At 60.9% G+C, this 23,377-nt stretch carries 15 protein-coding genes, 1 tRNA gene, 3 pseudogenes and 1 riboswitch; of the genes and pseudogenes, 13 read left to right on the forward strand and 6 right to left on the reverse strand.

Annotated elements, in window-relative coordinates:
* The first annotated feature begins 91 nt into the window (after window positions 1–91).
* Window positions 92–1,126 carry a YdcF family protein gene (locus BISU_RS00955; protein WP_024464393.1) on the forward strand — a complete coding sequence of 345 codons (1,035 nt, stop codon included), beginning with the start codon at window positions 92–94 and terminating at the stop codon, window positions 1,124–1,126.
* A 147-nt stretch (window positions 1,127–1,273) separates the two neighbouring features.
* On the opposite strand, the gene BISU_RS00960 is transcribed toward BISU_RS00955, so the two are convergent.
* Window positions 1,274–1,349, reverse strand: a tRNA-Thr gene (locus BISU_RS00960).
* Window positions 1,350–1,527: 178 nt separating this feature from the next.
* On the opposite strand from BISU_RS00960, the gene BISU_RS00965 reads away from it, so the two are divergent.
* The gene (locus BISU_RS00965; RefSeq protein WP_024464394.1) at window positions 1,528–2,676 is read left to right on the forward strand and encodes a mannose-1-phosphate guanylyltransferase; all 1,149 of its coding nucleotides are present in this window, start codon (window positions 1,528–1,530) and stop codon (window positions 2,674–2,676) included.
* 155 nt (window positions 2,677–2,831) lie between these two features.
* A complete protein-coding gene (gene pgi, locus BISU_RS00970; protein ID WP_034532885.1) occupies window positions 2,832–4,529 on the forward strand; it encodes a glucose-6-phosphate isomerase in 1,698 nt (565 codons plus the stop codon).
* A gap of 394 nt (window positions 4,530–4,923) precedes the next feature.
* Here pgi and BISU_RS12875 read toward each other — a convergent pair.
* Together BISU_RS12875 and BISU_RS00980 are read right to left on the reverse strand one after the other, a co-directional pair.
* Window positions 4,924–6,609: pseudogene (locus BISU_RS12875) on the reverse strand (ABC transporter ATP-binding protein).
* Between the two features lie 228 nt (window positions 6,610–6,837).
* Window positions 6,838–7,461: pseudogene (locus tag BISU_RS00980) on the reverse strand (ABC transporter permease subunit); the annotation flags it as partial.
* A riboswitch (M-box (ykoK) riboswitch) is annotated at window positions 7,457–7,614 on the reverse strand. (Overlaps the previous pseudogene by 5 nt.)
* Window positions 7,615–8,138: 524 nt before the next feature.
* Here BISU_RS00980 and rplS point away from each other — a divergent pair.
* The 5 genes from rplS (at window position 8,139) to BISU_RS01005 (ending at window position 13,187) form a co-directional block, all read left to right on the forward strand.
* Window positions 8,139–8,504 (forward strand): 50S ribosomal protein L19, encoded by a 366-nt coding sequence (gene rplS, locus BISU_RS00985; protein WP_024464656.1) that lies wholly within the window; start codon window positions 8,139–8,141, stop codon window positions 8,502–8,504.
* A 434-nt stretch (window positions 8,505–8,938) separates the two neighbouring features.
* Window positions 8,939–9,691 (forward strand): signal peptidase I, encoded by a 753-nt coding sequence (gene lepB, locus BISU_RS00990; RefSeq protein ID WP_024464655.1) that lies wholly within the window; start codon window positions 8,939–8,941, stop codon window positions 9,689–9,691.
* Window positions 9,692–9,908: 217 nt separating this feature from the next.
* Window positions 9,909–10,655 (forward strand): ribonuclease HII, encoded by a 747-nt coding sequence (locus BISU_RS00995; protein WP_024464654.1) that lies wholly within the window; start codon window positions 9,909–9,911, stop codon window positions 10,653–10,655.
* 191 nt (window positions 10,656–10,846) lie between these two features.
* The gene (locus BISU_RS01000) at window positions 10,847–11,962 is read left to right on the forward strand and encodes a LacI family DNA-binding transcriptional regulator (protein WP_024464653.1); all 1,116 of its coding nucleotides are present in this window, start codon (window positions 10,847–10,849) and stop codon (window positions 11,960–11,962) included.
* Window positions 11,963–12,377: 415 nt separating this feature from the next.
* The gene (locus BISU_RS01005) at window positions 12,378–13,187 is read left to right on the forward strand and encodes an HNH endonuclease family protein (RefSeq protein WP_081672851.1); all 810 of its coding nucleotides are present in this window, start codon (window positions 12,378–12,380) and stop codon (window positions 13,185–13,187) included.
* A 78-nt stretch (window positions 13,188–13,265) separates the two neighbouring features.
* Here BISU_RS01005 and BISU_RS01010 read toward each other — a convergent pair whose 3' ends face one another.
* Both BISU_RS01010 and BISU_RS01015 read right to left on the reverse strand, forming a co-directional pair.
* Window positions 13,266–14,987 carry an MDR family MFS transporter gene (locus BISU_RS01010; protein ID WP_081672848.1) on the reverse strand — a complete coding sequence of 574 codons (1,722 nt, stop codon included), beginning with the start codon at window positions 14,985–14,987 and terminating at the stop codon, window positions 13,266–13,268.
* Between the two features lie 420 nt (window positions 14,988–15,407).
* A complete protein-coding gene (locus BISU_RS01015; protein WP_024464650.1) occupies window positions 15,408–17,120 on the reverse strand; it encodes a sugar transferase in 1,713 nt (570 codons plus the stop codon).
* 427 nt (window positions 17,121–17,547) lie between these two features.
* Here BISU_RS01015 and BISU_RS01020 point away from each other — a divergent pair, with 427 nt between their 5' ends.
* The 3 genes from BISU_RS01020 to BISU_RS13050 all read left to right on the forward strand — a co-directional run bounded on the left by BISU_RS01020 (window position 17,548) and on the right by BISU_RS13050 (window position 20,743).
* The gene (locus BISU_RS01020) at window positions 17,548–19,383 is read left to right on the forward strand and encodes a DUF4012 domain-containing protein (protein WP_081672847.1); all 1,836 of its coding nucleotides are present in this window, start codon (window positions 17,548–17,550) and stop codon (window positions 19,381–19,383) included.
* A gap of 4 nt (window positions 19,384–19,387) precedes the next feature.
* Complete coding sequence (locus tag BISU_RS01025) at window positions 19,388–20,008, forward strand: arsenate reductase/protein-tyrosine-phosphatase family protein (protein ID WP_024464647.1); 621 nt, start codon at window positions 19,388–19,390, stop codon at window positions 20,006–20,008.
* 516 nt (window positions 20,009–20,524) lie between these two features.
* On the forward strand, window positions 20,525–20,743 hold the full coding sequence (locus BISU_RS13050) for an IS3 family transposase (protein WP_404801783.1): 219 nt from the start codon (window positions 20,525–20,527) through the stop codon (window positions 20,741–20,743).
* Between the two features lie 139 nt (window positions 20,744–20,882).
* Here the strand turns inward: BISU_RS13050 and BISU_RS01040 are convergent, their stop codons facing one another.
* On the reverse strand, window positions 20,883–21,599 hold the full coding sequence (locus tag BISU_RS01040; RefSeq protein ID WP_156100184.1) for an IS3 family transposase: 717 nt from the start codon (window positions 21,597–21,599) through the stop codon (window positions 20,883–20,885).
* 8 nt (window positions 21,600–21,607) lie between these two features.
* On the opposite strand from BISU_RS01040, the gene BISU_RS01045 reads away from it, so the two are divergent.
* The gene (locus tag BISU_RS01045) at window positions 21,608–22,960 is read left to right on the forward strand and encodes an IS256 family transposase (RefSeq protein ID WP_152599325.1); all 1,353 of its coding nucleotides are present in this window, start codon (window positions 21,608–21,610) and stop codon (window positions 22,958–22,960) included.
* Between the two features lie 125 nt (window positions 22,961–23,085).
* Window positions 23,086–23,377, forward strand: a pseudogene (locus BISU_RS01050) (DDE-type integrase/transposase/recombinase); the annotation flags it as partial.

The raw sequence follows: 23,377 nt of genomic DNA on the forward strand, positions 1-23,377 counted from the left end.
AGCCCTGTACAGGTGCCCAGCGGGCCAGCCCGCTAAGATGGATTGCAGTGTCTGCGCGCAATACCGACGCACAGCGAAAGAAGGGGAGGACATGGGTCTGAATCCTTGGGCGGTCGCAGCGCTGTTCGCGCCTGCGGCCGTATTCGCGGCGGTGTTCCTCGTATCATTTCTCAACGAGCCCAGGCAGTTCCGCAACGCCATCTGGTTCATGCTTTTGCAGATTTCGCTGATCGGCGCAGGGCTGATAATCTCCGAGCAGGAATGGCTTATCGTCTTGGCGATCGTAGCGGTTGGCTTTGCGCCGTTCCTGGTGGTTCTTTTTCTCATAGCAAATTCGGTGAGCGTCATCCGGCGAGAGGGGTTGTCGCTCGCCACCATGTTGCCAGGCGCCTTGGCCTTCGCCATCGTTCTTTTCCTCGCGCTGTTCATATGGGGCCTTGGCGCCGGCTTGCGCTGGCTGACGAACCTGATCGGTCTGGCGCTGCTCGAAGGGCTGTGGTTCTTCTTCTCGTTCGCCGCGTTGCTCGTATATTCCTGGGTGTACCGCACCCTGCCGCGCAAACGCCGCTATGACTACATCATCATCCATGGCGCGGGTCTCGATGGCGACAGGCCGAGCCCGCTGCTGCGCGGCCGGGTCGACAAGGCCGTGGAGCTGTGGCAGCGCCAGAAGCGCCATGGCGTGCTCGTCGCATCCGGAGGGCAAGGCGGCGACGAGGTTGTCAGCGAAGCTGCGGCCATGCGCAAGTATCTGATCGAGGAATGCCACGTCCCGGAGGGCAGCATCCTGATGGAAGACCGTTCCACGACGACGATGGAGAATCTCGCATTCTCGAAGAAGATCATGGGTGCGCGCAGCGGCTCTGGACCACGCGCCTATCGCGCCGCGCTCGTGACCAGCGACTACCACGTGTTCCGCGCCAGTGAATATGCGCATAAGCTCGGGCTGAATGCCGATGGCGTAGGCAGCAGCACCAAGGGATATTACTGGCCGGCCGCATTCATCCGCGAATTCATCGCCGTCAGCCGCTCCCACCTAGGGCCGTATATCGTCATCGCGATCCTGTGGCTCCTCCTTATCCTCGCCGACCATGTGCTCATCCCGTGGTTCGCGGGCGGGTTCTGACGTACTGCCTCGTGACTGGGGTTCCGGAGCAGTGTTCCGAACAGGGCCTCGGCGCATTTCCCGTGAAAGTGTTGGGCAACGGTCTGAAAAGGACGGAGAACAGACGGGAAACCTGAACTTCGCAGGAACATTCGATTGGGGAAACAGTGGAGCCGCTTGACAGAATCGAACTGTCGACCTTCTCATTACGAGTGAGACGCTCTACCAACTGAGCTAAAGCGGCATTGGCCCGAGCGGCGTTCGCCACCCGCGCACAAGATGATGAGTGTACTGGATGGCCTCGAATTTGTCCAATGCACCAGCTGCATCGACCGTGTCATTCGGCTGCGGCAGCTGTCGTCGGCTGTCGTCAGTGTGCTCGTGCCATGCGCTTGTTCGGCCGCTGCGCGACAATGGAGGGCATGGGCGAGACGAACGATTTGCACGATTTTCATGTGATTATTCCGGCGGGCGGCACCGGCACCCGGCTATGGCCGCTCAGCCGCGTCGCCCGGCCGAAATTCCTTTTCGATCCCCTTGGGCAGGGGAGTACGCTGCTGCAATCAACCTTCGACCGCTTGGCGGCGATCGCAGGCAAGGACCATGTCGTGGTGAGTACCGGCTGGCGCTATATCCAGCAAGTGCGCGAACAGCTGCCCGAACTGGGCGCCGAGAACATCTTCGCCGAACCGGTTCCACGGGATTCCACGGCTGCGATTGCCTTGGCCACTGCCGTGCTCGCGCGGCGCCACGGCGGGCAGACGATCGTCGGATCCTTCGCCGCCGATCATGTGATACGCGGCGCCGAAGCCTTCGCCGAATCGGTCCGGCAGGCGGTGGCGACCGCGCGCGCCGGCTACGTCACGACCATTGGCATCGCCGCATCGCGCCCATCCACCGCGTTCGGATACATCCACCAAGGGCCTTCGCTCGCCGCGCGCATTCCCCAGGCGCCCAGCGCGCGCGAGGTGGAGCGCTTCGTGGAGAAGCCCGATGCCTCGACTGCGCAGGCGTACCTGTCGACCGGCGAATACCGCTGGAACGCCGGCATGTTCGTCATGCGCGCGGACGTGCTGCTGGGACATCTGCAGGCGGGCAATCCTGCGATGTTCGAGGCGATTTCGCATATCGCCGACGCGTACATGGCGCCGCCGGAAACCAGGGATGAGGCCGTGGACGAGGCCATGGCCCGCTATTGGCCGAGCATCGAGAAGATCGCCTTCGACTACGCCGTGGCCGAGCCGCTGAGCATGAGCGGGGGAGTGGCGATGATCCCGGGAGACTTCGGCTGGGACGACATCGGGGATTTCAACTCGGTGGCCGCCTTGCTGCCAAGCGCGAACGAGCGCAATGTCAAGGTCATAGGAGACGCCGACCAAGTGGTGTGCCTCGACTCCGCCGGCGATGTGGTCGCCCCCGCATCCGGGCGCACGATCGTGCTGCTCGGGGTCAACGACATGGTCGTGGCCGACACCCCGGACGCGCTGCTCGTCGCACCGCGCGCCCGCAGTCAGGAGATCAAGTCCGTCGTATCGCAGCTCCAGGATGAGGGGCGTGACGCGATCCTGTAGCAACGGGTGGTGCTTTTGACTGAGGGCGCTGCGCAGCGCCCTGTCCAATTTTGTGAGTACCTTGTGAAATGAAGGAATCAGTGCAACCGCGCTGCACGGTTCGCAGCCGTCCGTATGCCGTGCGCTGATTCATAGCGATGATGAAAGGACCATACATGGCCATCAATCCTCCTATTGACGCGACGCAGACCCAAGAGTGGGCCGCGCTGCAGCAGCATTTCGACGAACTGCAGGCCGAGGGCGTCGACCTCAAGACTTGGTTCGCCAATGACTCGTCGCGCGTCGAGAAACTCAGCTTCGACGCGGGCGACTTGCATTTCGACCTCTCGAAAAACCTGATCAAGCCCGAGACGCTGTTGCTGTTCGCTGATCTTGCCAAGGCGGTCAAGCTCGACGAACGCACCAAGGCGATGTATACCGGTGTGCATATCAATAACACCGAGGACCGTGCCGTGCTGCACACCGCGCTGCGTCGCCCGGCGGAAGACGAAGGCAAGGTCATCGTCGACGGTCAGGACACCGTCAAGGATGTGCGCGAAACCCTTGACCGCATCTACGCCTTCGCGGACAAGGTTCGCTCCGGCGAGTGGACTGGCGTGACCGGCAAGAAGATCACCACGGTGGTCAATATCGGCATCGGCGGCTCGGACCTGGGCCCCGTCATGGTGTACGAGGCGCTCAAGGCCTATGCGGACGCGGGCATCAGCGCTCGCTACATCTCCAACATCGACCCCAACGATCTGGCCGAGAAAACCAAGGGCCTGGACCCGGAGACCACGATGTTCATCATCGTCTCCAAGACCTTCACCACGCTCGAGACGCTCACCAACGCCCGCGAGGCACGCACCTGGCTGCTCGGCGAGCTCCAGGCCTCCGGTGCCATTGACGGTTCCGACGAGCAGAAGGCCGACGCGATCCGCAGGCATTTCGTCGCCGTCTCCACCAATCTGGAGAAGGTCGCGGAGTTCGGCATCGACCCGGCCAACGCCTTCGGATTCTGGAACTGGGTCGGTGGACGCTACTCCGTCGACTCCGCCGTCGGCACCTCGCTCGCCGTGGTGTTCGGGCCGGAGCGCTTCGAGGAGTTCCTGCACGGCTTCCATGAGATCGACGAGTACTTCGCGGCCACCCCGTTCGAGAAGAACGTCGTCGTGCTGCTCGGTATCTTGAACGTCTGGTACCGCAACTTCTTCAAGGCCGCCTCGCACGCTGTGCTGCCCTACGACCAGTACCTGCACCGCTTCCCGGCCTATCTGCAGCAGCTGACCATGGAGTCCAACGGCAAGTCTGTGCGCTGGGACGGCACGCCCGTCACCTCCGAGACCGGCGAGATCTTCTGGGGTGAGCCCGGCACGAACGGCCAGCACGCTTTCTACCAGCTGATCCATCAGGGCACGCAGCTGATTCCGGCCGATTTCATCGCTTTCGCCAACACGCCGAACCCGACCAAGGACGGCGGCCAGGATGTGCATGAGCTGTTCCTGGGCAACTACCTCGCGCAGACCAAGGCGCTGGCCTTCGGCAAGACCGCTGACGAAGTGCGTGCGGAAGGCACGGCCGAGGAGATCGTGCCGGCGCGCGTCTTCGCGGGCAACCGCCCGACCACTTCGATCTTTGGCGACGCGCTGACTCCGTTCTCGCTGGGCGAGCTGATCGCGCTCTACGAGCACATCACCTTCGTCGAAGGCACCGTGTGGGGCCTGGATTCCTACGACCAGTGGGGCGTGGAGCTGGGCAAGCAGCTCGCCAAGCAGATCACCCCCGCGATCTCGCAGGATGATGACGCCCTCGCGCAGCAGGACGCCTCCACCCAGGGCCTGATCAAGTTCTACCGCGAGCACCGCAAGTTCTGACACATCAGTTCTGACAGCGATTCCTCGCCTCGAACGTCACGAATCCCGCATCATCTCAATGATGGTGCGGGATTCGTGACGTTCGAGGCGGTTATACGTCGCAACGCCCGCGGAGGCGTTAAGCTCACAGCGCTGTGCGCTGTGAGTAGCCGACGCTGAGGCCCCGCCAAGGGGCCGAGGAGACAACGGAGATCTCCTTTCGTACAGCTGCTGAAACGTCACAACGCACGCACTATCACAGAGATAGTGCGGGCGTTGTGACGCTGCCGTCGTGCCTCGGCGTCGCTTTTTGACCTCTAACGCGAGGCTGGCGTACATTTCGTAACGTTAATAGGCCGATTTGCGTCACTTTTTGTACGGCAGAGTTGAGTAAGCGGTCACAAGGCGACGTTTATCACCTGTTCTCTCCGTCGATGATGAGCAGATCGTCGTCGGCATCATAATCGAAGAGCTCGCCGTAGCGGCCCCATGTGACGGCGATGTGGAACTGCTGCCACGCCTTGGCATCCTCGTGGCGGTTGCGCAGCAGATTGAGCACCAGCTCACCGCGCAGACGACCGGTTTCCGACTGCTTGAGGGCGAGATCGATGGTGCGCACGAGGGGAGCGTGCCGCAAGGCCAGCTGTGCAAAGACCTGTTTCGAGCCCAGAATGTCCGCATCATGCCATGCCCAGCCCTGGTCGGTGAGCCGCACGCGCCCTTCGCGGACGGTCAGCACGCGGAGCATCGCTCCCGCATCAATCAGGGGGAAGAGATCGTCCACCTCGAAGGACAGCAGGCTGGCGAGATCGGCGAGATCTATGCCGGAGGGGTTCTCCGCTATCACATCAAGCAGGCCGGCCAAACCGCCCGGTGTGGCATTGGGCAGGAACGGCTGGTCGGCTGCTGTCGCCCTCGGCGTCGTATGCGCTCCGTTAGCGCCGGCTGGTGTTGTGCCGGCTGGTATTGCGCCTACGGATTGCGCAGTGTCCGCGGCCTTGCCGGCTGCCGATTGCATGCCTTACGCGTGCTCGGCGGCGCTGCTGTGCTGGTTTGACGGGGCTGTTGGGGCTGATGGGTCTGTTGAGTCTGATACTGCCGGCTGTGACAGTGCCGACGGCACTGCGGCAGCCGCTGGCGTCGCCTGCTCCTGCCGAGACGCTGCCGCTGCCGCAGTCGCATCATCGCCTTCAGCCTTGCCCGCAGCGGAGCGAGGCGTCTGGGGACGCTGCTGCGCACCGGTCAGCACCGAGTACAGGTAGTCGACTCGCGCTTCGAATTCGGCGCTGTGACGGTTGCGCGGCCGTGGCAGGTCGATCGATGTCTGAGCGATGAGCCGGCCCGGATGCGAGCCGAACACGATGACGCGGTCGGCCATCTCCACGGCCTCCTCGATATTGTGCGTAACCATGAGAATCGAACGGATGCCCTGATCCTTGCCGTTCCACAGGCTGAGAACATCCTGGCGCAGCTTCTCCGCGGTCAGCACGTCAAGCGCCGAGAAAGGCTCGTCCATGAACAGTGCATCCGGGCGCATCACCAGTGCGCGGGCGATGCCGACGCGCTGGCGCATGCCGCCGGACAATTCCTTGGGATATGCCGATTCGAAGCCGTCGAGGCCGATGGCATCGATGGCCGCGAGAGCCACGTCGCGCCGCTGGCTCCGGGGCATGCCCCGAGCTTCAAGTCCCAGCTCCACGTTGGCCTGGACAGTGAGCCACGGCATGAGCGCGAAGGTCTGGAAGACGAGGGAAACGCCGGGATTCGGCCCGTCCAACGGTGCCCCGCGGTATTCGACGCTGCCCTCGCTGGGCTGGACGAGTCCGGCGAGAACGCGCAGGAACGTCGATTTGCCGGCGCCGGAGCGGCCGAGGATGGCGACGATCTCATTGTCATAGAGCGTGAAGGAGATGTCGTCGAGCACGGTGAGATCTGTCTTCTTGTCCGTGGCGAAGCGCTGGGAGATGTGCTGCGCGCTGATGATATTGCCGTGGGTGGCGTCGAGGTGCGCGAATTCGGCGCGGGTCGTGGTCACCCGCTTGCTTGCTGCATTCCTGATTGTGGTGCCTGCGCTTGCTGTGTTCTTGAAGGTGAAGTTCATTATATTGCGTCCTTAATATTTGTCGTTTGTCTTTGGTCATGCATGTGACGGCGTCATCTGCTCCTGCGGCGATGGTGCGCCGGATGCAGGTGCTGTCTGCGTTGTCTTGTCCGTGCTGGTAATCGGCGGTTTTGCTTGGCTCGCGTCGACTGCTGGCTGGGGCGGCGAAGCGTTGCGTGCGAGGCCCGGACTGGCGAAGCAGCGTGGCCTGCCGCGCGGGCCGCGTATTCAGGCGGTGATTGCGAATCGTTTGGCGGTGTACCGTTCGAGCGGATTCCAGAACAGCCGGTTGACCGCGACGACGAACAGGCTCATCACGACTACGCCGACCAGCGTTTTCATCGTGTCGCCAACCGCCGTTGCCTCGGTGATATACGAGCCCAGGCCAGGCGTGGTGAGCGTGTGCCTGCCTGATTCGACGTATTCCGCGATAATGGAGGCGTTCCACGCGCCGCCTGCTGCGGTGATTCCGCCGGTGCACCAGGAGCCGAAGACGGCGGGCAGAATCAGCTTGGTCCAGCGCATGATGCGCGGCAGGCGCATATTCGCTGCCATTTCGCGCAAATCGTCGGGAATCTGGCTGGCACCCGCAATCATGTTGAACAGGATGTACCATTGCGTGCCCAGCGCCATGAGCAGGATGGAGCCCCAGCCGAGGTCGATGCGCCATGCAAGGAACCACAGGATGACGAAGGGGAAGAGGAAATTGGCCGGGAAGCTCGCCAGAACCTGCACGATGGGCTGCATGAAGCGCGACAGCCTCGGGTTCATGCCAATCTTCGCGCCGATCGGTACCCAGATGACTGAGCATACGATGGTCAGCAGCACCACGCGCAGGAAGGTCAGGCTTCCTCGTCATCGTCTGAGCTTCAGCTTCGCAGGGCGGTGGCATCGCATTAGTTCATGCCTTGATTCGACAAGAACTGCTGACCTGCGCGCAGTGTCTCCACTGGTTTGCGGCAGCGATCCATATCCCTGCGGTAGCCTTACCTACCGATTCAACCTTAAGTTAGAGCCCCCGGCTGGATTTGTCAATCGCGGTGCAACCGGAGTGTCGCCGCGCTGCTGTGCGGCGATTGTGTGGGACATATGGGCCACAGGGCTTGCCGCTGTGGCTGCGTTTTCGACTGCGTTCCCAACTCTGTTTTCCTAAGACTCGCGGCCTTAAGGTCGCTCACTTCACCTACAGAGCGACGGCGCACAACACGCCGTCCTTCGGCCCCTTGGTGGGGCCTCACTTCACCTACAGACAGCACACCGTGCTGTCTGCTTAACGGCTCAGCCGTGCTGTCTGGCGAATCGCTTATGATAGTGCTTTGCTATGTCGAGTGACGAGCCGCCGCATAGGTTCGTCGCTTCACCGGGGTTCAGCCGCGCTCCCGCAGGGGTTGCGAGGCGAATCGGCTGGCTTTCCAGGGCAACGCGCTGGAAATACAGATTGTTGGGCACACTGCCAGTATGTTGATAGCAACGTCGGCAGCGAGTCCAAAGGATGTGCGCTGATATGCGGCAGCGACAGGAGAAAAACTATGGTTAACGCCATTGAGGCATTTGATGCCGCTCATATGAAGTCCGTCGACAGCATTCCGGAGTTCCGCCCCGGCGACACCGTCGACGTCAACGTCAAGATTCAGGAAGGCAACAACTCCCGTATCCAGACGTTCACCGGCGTGGTGATCGCGCGTCAGGGCGCTGGCGTGCGCGAGACCTTCATCGTGCGCAAGGTCAGCTTCGGCAACGGCGTCGAGCGTCGTTTCCCGCTGCACTCCCCCGCGATCGATTCGATCAAGCTGGTGCGCAAGGGCCGCGTGCGTCGCGCGAAGCTGTACTACCTGCGCTCGCTGCGCGGCAAGGCCGCTCGCATCGTCGAGCGTCGCGACAACAGCGCGAAGTGATTGCGCTCATCTGACGCACATGTGCGTCAGCGGTGGCCCGGCAATCCTTGTGATTGGCCGGGCCACTGGCGTTCTGCGGGGTTGATGGCTAGTTGGTGCTCCTAGTACTAACGTCACGCAAACAGGGCGTTTTGCATGACGACGCTACTAGAGGTTGACGGTCCTAGTATTTTCGTCACGCAAAACCGGGGTATTGAGTGACGAAAATACCAGTGGGTGCCGTTTCTCATGGCATTGGCACGGCATTGTTCCGATACTGTCACGACACTGTCCGTTGCTGAGCAGGTCTGACGTCGTGTGGCTTCCCGGCTGTAGGCTTCGGTCGGTATGATGACGCACAGACACAAGTGATGGCGCAACCAATAACGGCGCAGACCAGGGGATTTCCCATGCAGACTAGAACCTCAGGCTCCCGCTACGATTCGGAGGAGCATATGCAGCGAGCCGATGCGGCGAGCGATGAGAGCGACCTTCAGGACTCCCATATCCTCGAAGTCGCCGATCATGGTGTTGACCCTGTTCCGGCTGCACGCCGACGCGAACCCGCGCATGCGACTCCCGCCGATGCCGACGACGGCAGGATGGGGTGGCGTGACACGCTGATCTGGTGCGGCATCCCGGTTCTGATCGTGCTGCTGATACGGATTTTCCTGATCGGCGCATACACGATTCCCTCCGGCTCGATGCTGGATACGATTCAGCTTGGCGACCGCGTCTTCACTTCCAAGCTCACGCCGAAATACTTCAATCTGCATCGCGGCGATGTCGTCGTCTTCAAGGATCCGGCGCACTGGCTGAACGATGAGGGCAACCGTGCCTCGGGCGACCATCTCATCAAGCGGCTTATCGGGCTGCCGGGCGATGTCGTGGAGTGCGCGGGCGCGGGCAAGCCGGTGACGATCAACGGCGTGGACATCAACGAGACCGCGTATATCCGGCCCGGCGTCGAGCCAAGCTCCTTCCCGTTCCGGATCCATGTGACCCCCGACCATGTCTTTGTCATGGGCGACAATCGTTCGAATTCCGCTGATTCGCGCTACCATCAGGACGACGGATCCAATGGCTTGGTGCCGGTCGGCGATGTTTCCGGCGTGGCTCTGGTGACGTACTGGCCGCTCGGGCGCATGGGTTTGCTGAGCGGGCATCATGACGTCTTCGACAAGGTTCCCGATGGCACTGCGCAGTAAGGCGGCACCGAGCGGCAAGCCGTCGGTCGGCGGGCAAACTCCGCACAGCGGCGCCGGCTCGCACCGCGACTCGGCACGCTGCGAATCAGCGCCAGGCGGCGAATCAGGCTCACGCGGCGAGACGACGCAACGCGGTAAAAGGGCACAGGGCGGCAAGTCGACCTTGCGCAGCGAGACAGCGCCGAACGGCGAAACGGCACTGCGCGGCAAACCGCTCTTGCGTCTGAAGCCGACGCTGCATCTTGAGAACGATCTGGCGGGTCGAGGCTTCGATCTGATTGTCGGCTTCGACGAAGTGGGGCGCGGCGCATTGGCCGGGCCGGTTATGGTCGGCGCCGCAGCGATCTGGGCGAGGCAGCTGGCCGGCTGCGCGGTGCCCGAGGGGCTGGCTGATTCCAAGCTCCTGACCGAGCATCGGCGCGAGGCGCTGTTCGAGCCGTTGCAGGCGTGGTGCGCGGCCGGAGCGGTCGGTCAGGCGAGCAACGCGGAAATCGACGACTGGGGCATCTCGTATGCCTTGGGAATAGCGGCATTGCGTGCGCTCAACAGCGTCGAGCATCAACTCGATCTGCAGACCGACGCCGTCTTGCCGCCTTCGGCTGCGCATCAGACGATCGAGCAACGCGGCACCTCGCCCCAGCTGCTGCGCATCGGCGCTATTCTCGATGGCCCGAACGACTACATCACCAAGGCGCTGAACACCTTCGACGCCCCCGAGGTGCCCATTCAGGCCCATGTGACCACCATGGTCAAGGCCGACCAGCAGTGCGTCACCGTGGCTGCGGCCTCCGTCTTGGCCAAGGTGACCCGTGATCGGCTCATGGTCAGCATCGCACGGGGCAATGCCCTGTACCAGCCCTACCAATGGGCGCATAACAAGGGCTACGGTTCTGCAGCGCACCGCGAGGCGATCGCGCGCTACGGCGCAACCGATCTCCACCGCCGCTCCTGGCATCTGGTGTGACAAGCATTGTCTCCGACTCGCGATTTTTCGAGCGCGTCCGGAAAATGCGAGCCGGGTTCGTCGTTACAACGTACGAGGTAAGCTCGATCTCATAAGCGCATGCAGCGCGGTCTCAAAGATGGCGACCAAAGGATGGTGCCAATAAGACGATCTTACGAGTATGACGGCATGCGCATTCGCAGGGAGGCACGATGAAGACGAGTCATGGCAGCGGCAAGCGCCCGTCGATGTTCGAGGTGGCGAAGCTGGCGGGGGTCAGCCATCAGACCGTGTCGAGGGTCATCAACGACTCGCCCGATGTCTCTGCCGCCACACGCGCCAAAGTGCAGGAGATCATCGCCAAGCTCGATTATCGCCCCAGCAATTCGGCGCGGGCGCTCGCTTCGAAACGTTCGCGCACGATAGGCCTGATCGCAGGCGGACTGCGGTTCTACAGCTCTATTTCGGCCATCGCCTCCATCGAATCGCTGGTGCGCTCGCATGGTCTGTTCATGTCGGTTTCGCTGGTGCAGGAGGCGCAGTGCACGCAGGAGGAGTTCGACGACCTATGCGAGACCTTCGATGAGCAGAACGTTGACGCCTTCCTATTTTTGACGCCTACCGACATGATGTTCCGCGCGGCGTGCCGAGTGCGGCTCGACCAGCCGCGTGTGCTGCTCACTTCCACGCACGGGGCGTTGAGCATGCGCGAGGCCGGCAGGCTGGAGCATCCCGATGATCGGCGCCATACCGCGCTCGTCGGCATCGATCAGTGGGGCGCGATGGTGGAGGTGGCGCAGCTGGTCGCGGGATACGGCCATCGTTTGGCATTGTATTTCGCCGGCCCGCCGCAATGGCGTGATGCGACGACGCGCATGCTGGCCTGGAGCAAGGCCGCGCAGGCGCTTTCCATATCGTCTCAGGTCGTGCAATGCGAGTCGTGGGATTCGTCGGAGGCCTACGGGCGCATGAACCACATTCTCGATCATTTCGGTTCGAGCGGCTCAAGCCGACCGACCGTCGTCGTCACGGCCAACGATGGCCAAGCCATCGGTGTCATCCGCGCTTTGCATGAGCACCGGCTTCGCATTCCCCGCGACATCAGCGTGGTCGGTTTCGACGACATGCCGGCGATGGGCGATCTCTATCCTCCGCTCACGACGGTCCGCCCCGATTTCGACCAGATGGGAGTCGCGGCGATGCGTGAAGTGCTGCGCCTACTCGGCGAGGGGGAGGAGACCGCTTTCTCTGCGGCAGCGCACGGAATGGGCCTTATTCCCGCGAAAGTGATCAAACGCGCGTCATTGGGTCCGATTCCGCGAACATGAGCGTCAAAATATCTCGTCCTTCAGCAGGAAGCCCGTTGTTTCGACCTCATGTGGCCCACATGCTACGTTCATTAGGTTGATTTTTCGTTCGTTAGGTACTTCGCAAAGTAGACATTGATATTGGCGCTCGCAAATACGTTGGAATGAAGCCGTTTTCAGAACGAGCCGCTGATGAATGCGATTCGAAAGACCGCAAAAACGCAGTCAAAATACCTAATGAAATTCGCAGAAGCTCTGTGAGGCCGTCGTCGGCCGTTATAAGGCTGTTAACAATTTTCGGACAGGTTTTGCGATACGTTTTCGGACGGCTTTCGGCTATCATGGCAAGGTTATGACGCAGCATCCACGAAAAACCAGCGACGCAGGCCAATCCGACGATTCGGGAAGCACGCACCCCGGTAGCATACGCAGCAGTATGCGCACCGGCAGCGCCGCCCATCCGGGCAGCACGCGCAATCGAAGGTCGGCCAACGCCATCAGCGGGCCGCGCGGCAATGCTCATTTCTCCAAACGTCGCTTCGATGCGAGCAGCCCTTTGGAGCGGCTGCTGATTCTGCTGGTCGTGGCCGTCGTCGTCGGCATCACCATCGGCGTCGTGCTGCCGAAGATCAGCCAGCCGGTCGGCCAGCTCACCGGCGAGTATTCGGCCAGCGGCCCTGCGGCAGATGCGCTGAATGCGCTGGCCGTGAATGACAGCCCCAAGGCGGGCGGCTATCAGCGTGATGCCTTCGGCTATCGCCAGACGGATGCGGACGGCAATGGCTGCGATGTGCGCGAGGATGTGCTGACCCGCGACATGACCGACGTGCAGTACACGTATGCGGGCGGCTGCAAAGTGAAGTCCGGTGTGCTGCATGACCCCTACACCGGCAAGACCATTCATTTCGTGCGCGGGGAGAAGACCAGCTCAGCCGTGCAGATCGATCACGTCGTCGCGCTCGAAAACGCATGGCAGTCGGGTGCTAGCGCATGGGATACGGCGAAGCGCTACCGATACGGCAATGATATGTACAATTTGCTGGCCGTTGACGGCCCGGCCAATCAGGAGAAGGGTTCGGCTTCGGCTGCATACTGGCTGCCGACCAACGGCGCGTACCGCTGCCAGTATGTCGCCCGGCAGATCGGCGTCAAAACGAAATACGGCCTGACCGTCACCAGCCAGGAAAAACGCTCGATGCAATCCGTCCTGCACGCCTGCCCAGCTCAGGAGCTGCCGCAACGCTAGGTTCGTTGCGTCCGGTGTGCTGCGGCATTGCAAATATACGTATAAAGCCTTGCCGCCACAGCCCCTCGTTATGCTCTATTACGCGATGCGAGTCGGCCATTCGCCGGAGCCGACGCGTTCGTCCACCTCGGTGTGCAGGCGGTGCAGAGCACGGTGGGTGAGATCGCGAGTGGAGCCGGCGCCGTCGCCTTTGACGCCGAAGAGCACAGTGAATACCATGACCAGCACGATGGCGGAGCTGATGTGCAGCGCGGTCTGCACGCCGAAGATATTCGCCGCAATCGCATGTTCGGCGCCGCCGCCGAGCGCGTTCTGCCGTATTTTGGTGAAGGTCTCCATGAGAATCACGAGCACGGGTGCGCCGATGGCCCCGCCGAGCTGCCGCGCCGTGTTGGTCACGGCCGAGCCGGCGGAGACCTCGCGCGGGGACAGGCAGTTGAGCGACCAGGTGGTGATGGGCATGAGCACGAATCCCATGCCGATCTGGCGGATGAACTGGCAGATGGACACCCACCAGATCCATGTATCGGGGCCGATTGCGCTCATCATGAGCGTGCCTGCAAACAGCAGGATCGCGCCGGTCAGCGCGACTGGCCGTGCGCCGAATCGATCGAGTGCGCGGCCTCCGGCGAACTGGGAGATGCACTGGCCCAAGGCGCCTGGCAGCATGATCAGGCCGCTCATTGTGGCCGAATAGCCGCGGTCGCTTTGGATATAGAGCGGCATGATCACCAGAATGGAGCTGAAAGCGAAGAAGCTGAGCGTAGCGGTGATGGTGCCGATGGCGAAGCTGCGGTTGCGTAGCACGGTCAGGTCGAGCAGCGGCGGCTGAACGTCCGCGTCCTTCAGTTTTTGCACGGTGCTTTCGTCCGCGCCCGCCTTGCGAGCCGCATAAACGCGATCGGAGAACTCCCTGAACCGCTTCGCGCCTTTCATCTGGCGCAGCACGAACCAGATAATGCCGACGAAGCCGATGAGCATCGGCGCCCAGACCACAGGTGCGCCGAATCCGTATGCCTCGCTGTTGGTGAAGCCGTACATTACTCCGCCGAAGCCGAAGATCGACAGCGCGACGGAGAAGAAATCGGCCTTGACGCTGGTGTCGTTCTCAACGAAGTTATGCAGGCCGAAAATCGCCATCAGCAGCGCGAGCAAACCGATGATCGTGAGCGTCATGAAAATCGAGCGCCAGCCGCTCGCGTCAGTTTGCCACCCGCCGATGGTTGGCCCGATGGCGGGCGAGATGCTCATCGCCATGCCGACGGTGCCCATGGCCACGCCGCGGCGGGACATGGGGAAAATCGAGAACACGGTGATCTGCAGCACCGGCCACATCACGCCGGAGCCGATCGCCTCCAGGGTGCGCCCCGCGAGCACGAGCAGGAACGTGGGGCCGAGCCAGGCGAGGACGGAACCCAGCGTGAAGACGACCATCGAGGCGATGACGATCTGACGGGTCGAGAAGCGGCGCGTCAGGAACGCGGTAAGCGGCACCATGACGCCCATGATGAGCGGCATGACCGAGTTGAGCCACTGGCCGGTGGTGACGCTGATGCCGAATTCTTTGACGATCGTCGGCAGCGCGGCGCTGAGCTGCAGCTGCGTGAAATTGCCGACGAAAGTGATGAAGGTGAGGATTGCGATTGATATGAACGCAGGGCGGCTCAAATGGCCGTTTGCATAGGATTCATCTTTGGAAAGCACTCTGGATAAGCTGCTGCGCTTCGTGGCGAGTCCGGCGCTCGTAGCGTCTCCTGTGCTAGCCGTGGCATGCCCGATTCCGCGTCCGCGCCCACTCATGCGCCACCAACTTCTTCCGCTTTATTCGAATTTTGTTCGTCTGTTATCTTCTTTTGTCATGTTCGTCGTGATCACCACTACCCGCAAAGACCTCAAAAGTCTATACCGTTGCACGGCCAAGCGTCACTGATGTTCGCTATCTGGATGAATATGCGGCTGCGTGCGCCGGCGCGTGCTGCGAGACGGCGGGGGAGCATGGTGCGCCGTGGGCATCGTAGGCATGTCGTGCCGCCCGTTCTTGCGCGGGGCATGCTGATATTCGCTACGCTCACCTGCGACACGCCCGATAACGCAGAGGCAGGGCGCACCCGGATCATCCGAATGCGCCCTGCCTCTGTGCGGCCTGTGCTTTGTGGTTTGCGGTCCGCGGTCCGCGCGAGTGAAATCCGCTAAACCGCCACAGCCAGACTCCTGACAGCTCTAGTACGAGCCGGTGCCTCGAACCACTGCACTGATTGTCTTAAACAATATTGCGAGGTCTCCGGTCAGGGACCAGCTTTGGATATACGAAACATCGGCGAATTCAGACTGCTCCTGAGTCAAATCGCTGCGACCGGATATCTGCCAAGGTCCGGTGATGCCGGGCTTGACAAGCAGTCGGGTGGAATATAGCGTGCCATAGCGTGCGACTTCTTCAGGCAACGGCGGACGCGGTCCGACCATGCTCATATCGCCTTTGAGCACATTAATGAATTGCGGGAATTCGTCAAGGGACGTTTTGCGGATGAAACGTCCGATGTGAGTAACACGAGGATCGTTCTTCATCTTGAAGATGAACCTGTCTTCCAATCCGGCTTCCTTGGCCAGTTTCTCCTTAATTTCGTCGGCATCGGTGCGCATCGAACGGAATTTGTACATTGTGAATGGCTTGCCGTAGATGCCGATCCGCTGTTGAGAATAGAAGATCGGGCCGCCGTCCTCTCGTCTGATGAGTATGCCGACAACGAGAAGCAGAGGAGAGGTAACAATCAGCAAAGTAAGCGAGGCGACGATGTCAATGAGTCGCTTGATGATACGCGTCATGACGGAGTACTGCGGCAGTTTTGCAGTCAATATCGACATGGATGGGTCATTGCGCAGATGCAGTTTCGCGCCGCTGAGATCGGCCACAGTACTGGTCATGGCGAGTTCAATGCCCATCGATTCGACGGCGAGTGACAGCGTACGCATGGTTTCGGAATAGCTCATCATCACATCGGAGATAAGCACGGCCTGCGCCTTAAGGTTTTTGGCAGTTTGGGGCAGATGAGAGTTCATAGGCAGGACGCGCAACCGAGCTTCATATTCATCGTTGGGTTCGAATGGAACGGAGATGAGTCGTTGGGCGCTTTCTGGTTTTTCTCCATCGCTGATCGATGCGACTGGGCAGACAGCTATCGGTGCGTATCCTAGAGCCTTGTTGATTCGCGTCTGGCGGATCGTTCGGTGAATACCTTCGGGTGAGCCGATCACGATGGTGGGGTAGTTATACTCGCCTTTGCTGCGATTGCGATGCAGGGCCCTGCGCATAAGCCAGCGCTCAATGATTGTAAACAAAGCAGAGAGCGCTGGTACGAAGAAGGTCAGCGAGCGCGGAACATCGAGCTTGAAGAAGTAGCTGAACGTGGCCAAAATAATGAAGTCGACGAATAGCGCTCGCAGAATCTTGCTGTAGAGCGCATAGCCCTCACCCATCGTGTGTCGTTCGTAGATGTGGCTTAACGCGAGGCTGATAACCCACGTTACGCATATCAGTAGCAGGTACTCGATGAGTCCATCGCCCAACACGATGTGAGTCTGCAGATATCTATATGAGTCGGGATTGACGACAAATACGATTGCAGCAGAGATGAGGGTCATCACCATATCAAGTGCGATAAGAGTGGAATTGTAAATATAGCTCCACGTGGGCACGCTGTAATCGAAAAGCCGCCACCTACGACCCGTCTTGGCCTGAGTGGGTTTGCCTTGCGATCCACCGACGAAATACGAACCGTCGAAAAATGTGGCAGGAGCATCTTTCGGATTCGGGCAGGTCTCTTGGGGAGGCTCGGGAGGAGCGGAGTGCGCAGCGGACGCCCGCGGGCCGGATACGCGCATGCGCGTGGTCTCCTCAGAGACCGCCGAATCTACGTATGTATCCTCCAGAGCCATGCGCCCTCTCCTTCATGTTTCTCGGACTTTTAAGATATTACGCCGGGGGGGGGGGTGCTGTTTGCAAATGCATGCCGTCGTCAACATACCGTGCAACAGAGTCGTTCCCGTTATGCCGATTATGGCAGGGTACGCACAGATGTCCAAAAAACTTTTCATCATTTATGTGATGCTTTTGTGATGCTTTGCAGGCGCTGCCCTTGTGATCTACGATGAAAAGAGAATTTGGACGGCACAGCTTGGTGCGTTACATGGCATACAGCAGCATCCACACTCGAAAAACACCATGCAGCGAATGTGGTATCGAATGTGCAGAAAATGCGGGAAGCGTGGGCAAATTCTGACACTCAAGGAATATGAGGGATAATAGTACGGATATTTTGCCGCAGAAACCGGGAATGCAGGTGCGGCAGGAAGGGGAGACACCATGGCATCAAGCAGACACGCAGGCCACAGGCAGCAGGCAAGGAAGCGCCGCATTTGGCCTTGGGTGACGGCTGTGATTGTCGTGCTGCTCGCGCTCATCGCGACCGCCGGAGTGCTCGGTCTGAAGTTCTATTCGGAGGCGAAGCAGGTCAAGGCGCATGAGGAGAAAGCCCTGCAGATGGCAGGTGCCTTCGCGAATGTCGCGGATGCCGACGCCGCGCAGAAGCTGAGCAGCCAGCTGCCCGCCATCCAGAAGGAGACCGGGGCGGCGAAGAACATCACGCAAGGCAGACTGTGGAAGTTCGCATCCAAGCTCCCGGTAGTAGGCGGCGATGTCACTACCGTGCAGGGGATGACCGGCGTGGTGGATTCGATTATGAACGACCCTCTGCCGAAGTTGGTCAATGCGGTTTCTGGGTTGAAAAATGCCCAGCTCAGCGGCGAGGGCGGGCAGCTCAATCTGCAGCCCATCGTCGGCGCGCAGCAGTCGCTTGAGCAGGCGGACTCTTCGCTGCAGACGCAGGTCAGCCGCTACAAGAGCCTTCCACAGCCCCGTATCGGCATGGTCAAGGACGCCTACGAGGCGGGCGGCAAGAACCTGGAGCCCATCGCGCAGAAGGTGAATCAGATCTCCAGCCTCATGAAGTTTATCCCGTCCTTCCTCGGCGCGGACCATCCGCGCACGTACCTGCTGGCGGCGATGTCGCCTTCCGAGATGCGCTCGTCGGGAGGCCTGATCGGTTCGGTCGGCGTTGTGGCCACGGACCAGGGGAAGATAACCGTGGGCGATTTCCGCCCGAACGCAGAATACGAGCACTATGGTGCGATAGGTCCAACGGCTGACGAATGGCGCATTTTCAACCAGTGGGGACCACTGCACATGTCATTAGATATCCGCGATTCGGGGATATCTCCGGACACTTCTCGCGTTGCCGAGGCTTTACGGTCAGTTTGGCAGAACACACCGTGGGGGGCAGGTAAGGCCATAGACGGTGTGATGCTTGTGGACCCGGTGGTGCTGCAGCAGCTCAACGGCGTCAACGGCGGAGTGACCATGCCGGACGGGCAGGTGCTCGATGGCGGCAACACCGCCGAATTCCTGCTCAACACCATCTACAAGAACTATCCGGTGTCGGTGCAGGACGCCTATTTCCAAGCGGTGGCGGAGCAGAGCATCGGCGGCATGTTCTCGAATATGGACGTGCCGAAGCTTACCAAGATAGCTGCGGTGATGTCCGACATGGCCAAGCAGCGCCACTTCTCAATGGTCGATTTCGACCCGCAGATGCAGCAGACTCTCGATGGTTCCGGGCTCACCGCCCATGCGCCGAGTAGCGAGGAGCACCCGGCGGTGGGCGTATACGTGAACGAGCAGCACGTTTCGAAGCTGGGCTGGTATGTGCATCGCACGTCAACCATCACGCGCATGAGCTGCAATGCTGACGGGTCGCAGACCTATACCGTGCAGTACACGTTCGCCAACACGCTCACTGACAGCGACATGGCGAGCCTTCCCGCGTATATTCTCGGCGGCAAGCAGGACCAGCTGATGCCGGGTTCCGCGATGGAGAAAACGCTGCTGTACGCTCCTGCGGGAGGCAGCATAGCAAACCTCAACATCAGAGGCGATTCCTCGGATCTGCGCAAGGAAACCATGAACGGCAAGGCCGTGCAGGCATTCAATGTGCTGCTCAAGCCAGGGGAGAAGGCGATTGCGTCGTTTGACGTGACCACGTCGAAGAAGTCCATTAGCGATTTGACCCTCGACCAGACTCCTATGGGTTGGGTCGACCCTGGTGTTACCATCGACACAAGCGCCTGCAAGATAGGGAAGTGATCGTATGCACATCATGTTCGTCTGCACCGGCAACATATGCCGCTCCCCGATGGGCGAGCTGCTGCTGACCCGATACCTGCGCGGCACCAGCATACGAGTGTCGAGCGCAGGCACGAAAGGCCTGACGACGCACCAGATCGACCCGTCGGCTAGGCGCATCATGGACAGCATCGGCATCGATTCCAGCGGTTTTCGCTCCCGAAGGCTCACCAGGCCCATGGTGCAGTCCGCCGACCTGATCCTATGCTTCGAGCAAAGCCAGCGTAAAAGCATCGTTACCTTGGTGCCCACCGCCGTGCGCTACACCTTCCTGCTGAGCGATTTCGCCAACATGTGCGAGTATTGCGCCCAGCGCGGCCTCATCGGCGGCACGACCATTCAGGAGCGGCTGCAATCCGTCGTCGCCCAGTCGGCCATGATTCGCGCTATGGTTCCCGACTCGCAGGACATCGAAGACCCCCACAATCAGGAATTCGAGAAGTTCCACGATGCCGCCAACGCTACGAACGCCGCGATCCGCCGCATTCTGACCAGTATGCGCAAGCATTATCAGGTGCAGCGTGGAGTGGAACGGCGACAGTTGTTGAGTGTAAATCGTTCGCATGAAGTATCCTACCTACAGTAATAGCGGAAATACTATGCGATTACGATTGCTTGATATGGACTGGTTTTTGTTCCTAATTTTCTCGGATGATGAATGATGGAATCTTGGTCGAAAGATATGACAGGGGGTTCAGGGAGGGAGCGGTCAGGCTGTTGGCGGACTCGCGCGCCGATTACTCGTCGGAGACGAAGGCGTTGCAGGGTGTGGCGAAGGATCTCGGGATCGCAATGGAATCCCTGCGCCGCTGGCAGGAACGCTCCGATACGGCGAATACGGTGGATTTCGGTGAATCCGAGGAGTTGAGGAGGCTACATCGGGAGAATGCCGAGCTTCGCCGCGCGAATGAGATACTGAGTTCGGCGTCGGTTTTTCGCTGCCGGGCTCGACCCGACACGGCGCTGATGGTCGAGTACATCGATGTTCATCGCGTCGGGTTCGGGGTCGGGCCGATCTGCAGGCTGCTGAAGGCCTCGTTGGATTGCGTGTTTTTCACGTCGCGCGCTTACTGGCAGGCCAAGACGCGTGTCCCTCTCTTGGGTGCGGGCGCGGCACGAGGCCCTGGCGCGCGACGTCATGACGATTCATGCGCATCGGTTCATGGCCGTGTATGGCTACCGAAAGACGCTCATACAGCTGAGACGCCAGGGCTGGGTTGGCGTCGGCCGCGACCAAGTGCTGGGCGTGATGCGCTCCCTAGGCGTCCAGGGCGTTCGCCGCGGCCGGACCCCAGGTGACCACGCGGCCCGCGAGAAGTAGCAGCGGGCGTGGGGATCTGGTGCGGCGCCGCTTCACGGACGACGCCCCGGCCGGCTGCACGTCGCCGACATCACCTACGTGGGGCTTTCGAACGGGAGCTTCGCGTACGTGATATGGACTGGGTTTTGTTCCCTGTGTTTTATTGGGTGACTGGTGTCGCCTTGGTTTGATAATAGCGTGCTTCTACCTCGGCTGGTGTCCGGTAGTCGAGGCGTTCGTGGAGGCGTTGGTTGTTCCACCAGGAGACCCATTGGAAGGTCGCTGTTTCCAACGCCCGCACGGTCCCGAACGGCGCGGATCGTGTGATCAGTTCGTTCTTGTACGCGCCGTTGACGCTCTCGGCCAGCGCGTTGTCATAGGAATCACCCACCGTGCCGGTGGAGGCCAGGATCCCGGCCTCGTTCAGATGCGTGCCGTACAGGCTGCTGATGTACTGGGTGCCGTGATCCGAGTGGTGGATCAGACCGCGGGTGTCGCCGTGCCGGGCCGTCCAGGCGATCGACTGGTCCAATGCGACCAAGGGAAGCGCACGGGTGCGCTGGCTCGAGGATACCGCCCAGCCCACGATGCGCCTGGCGTACGCGTCGGTGACGAACGCCACATAGGCGAAACTTCCGGATGCAAGGCGCACGTACGTGATGTCGGCCACGTGCAGGCGGCCCGGAGCGTCGGCCGTGAAGCGGCGTTGCACGAGGTCCTCGCGCCCGCCGCGGCTTCTGACCGGCTTCGTGGCCACCGGGATCCGGCCACGGCGAACACCCCGGATACCCGTGGAGCGCATCACGCGCAGCACCTGGTCGGAGGGTGTCAGATTGTTTGTGTAAGTGGGGGTGTTTTTGATTGAAAGTTGAGACACTGATGACCATGATTGATAGACAAGAACGACAGGCGCGTGGCCGTGAGCAGGCTGAGGGCGTTGCGGCGCTTGAAGCGTCGGGTGTGTTGGATGATTTGTACGCGAAGATTGATGCTGGCCAGGTGAAGCTTGAGGGCCGTGACGGGCTGATCCAGCAGTTGATCAAGGCCGGACTGGAGCGCGGGTTGCAGGCCGAGCTTGATGGGCATTTGGGGTATGAGAAAGGCGCTCCGGATGCCAGCATTCACGCGAATTCGCGTAACGGGTTCTTCCCGAAAACGGTATCGACGAGTGTCGGTGACGTGCAGTTAGCGATCCCACGTGATCGTGATGGGTCGTTCACGCCGATGCTGATACCGAAGGGTCAGCGTCGGGTTGGCGGGCTTGATGACATGATCATCTCGTTGTATGCCGGCGGGATGACGATCAGGGATATTGAGCATCACCTGGTCACCACGGTGGGTACGGAGATCAGCAGGGAAACGATCTCGAAGATCACGGACGAGGTCCAAGACGAGGTTATTGCTTGGCAGCAGCGGCCTCTGGACTCGTTTTATCCAGTGATCTATCTCGACGCGTTGGTCGTGAAAGTCCGGGATGGCGCGCACGTGAAGAATAAGGCCGCGCATATCGCTATCGGCGTGGACATGGATGGCATCAAACACGTGTTGGGCATTTGGGTGCAGGCCACCGAGGGCGCGAAGTTCTGGGCTGGCGTGTGTGCCCAACTGGCCAACCGTGGTGTCAGCGATGTGTTGATCGTGTGTTGTGACGGGCTGACCGGATTCCCCGAGGCCATCGAGGCGACCTGGCCTGACTCGATCGTGCAAACCTGTGTCGTGCACCTGATCCGTGCAGCGATGCGGTTCGTGGCCTATAAGTCACGCAAAGCTGTTGCCCAGGCGTTGAAACCGATCTATCAAGCCGCCGACGAAGACGCGGCCAGGGCCGCGCTGACCGAGTTTTCAGGCACCGAGCTCGGGCAAGCGAATCCGAACACGATCCGCGTGTTCGAAGACGCGTGGGACAGGTTCACGCCATTCCTCGCATTCCCGCCCATGCTCCGCCGCGTGATTTATACGACGAATTCGATCGAGTCGTTGAATTTTCAGCTGCGGAAGATCATCAAAAATCGGGGCCATTTCCCCAACGATGACGCGGTCGTGAAACTGTTATGGCTAGCCATCGGCAACATCGAAGACAAACGCGCAAGACAACGCGAAAAAGAAAAAGGAGGCACCCGGAAAACGAAACGCAAAGCCGAAGGCAGACTCATCGAAGGGCAAATCACCACCAACTGGCAACAAGCACTCGCCCAACTCGCCCTCGCATACCCCGAACGAATCAACCCCTACCTATAACCACCAAACACACCCCTTACACAAAACACTTGACAAGCTCCCTGGTCGCGGCCGATCCCATCCCAGCCTTGGCGGATCAGCTGGGCATGCATCTTCCGGTAGCCATACACGGCCATGAACCGGTGCGCGTGATGCGCTCCACGGGTATCCGGGGTGTTCGCCGTGGCCGGATCCCGGTGGCCACGAAGCCGGTCAGAAGCCGCGGCGGGCGCGAGGACCTCGTGCAACGCCGCTTCACGGCCGACGCTCCGGGCCGCCTGCACGTGGCCGACATCACGTACGTGCGCCTTGCATCCGGAAGTTTCGCCTATGTGGCGTTCGTCACCGACGCGTACGCCAGGCGCATCGTGGGCTGGGCGGTATCCTCGAGCCAGCGCACCCGTGCGCTTCCCTTGGTCGCATTGGACCAGCGATCGC

This window comes from Bifidobacterium subtile (assembly GCF_000741775.1).
In the GTDB taxonomy this organism is placed as follows: Bacteria; Actinomycetota; Actinomycetes; order Actinomycetales; family Bifidobacteriaceae; genus Bifidobacterium; species Bifidobacterium subtile.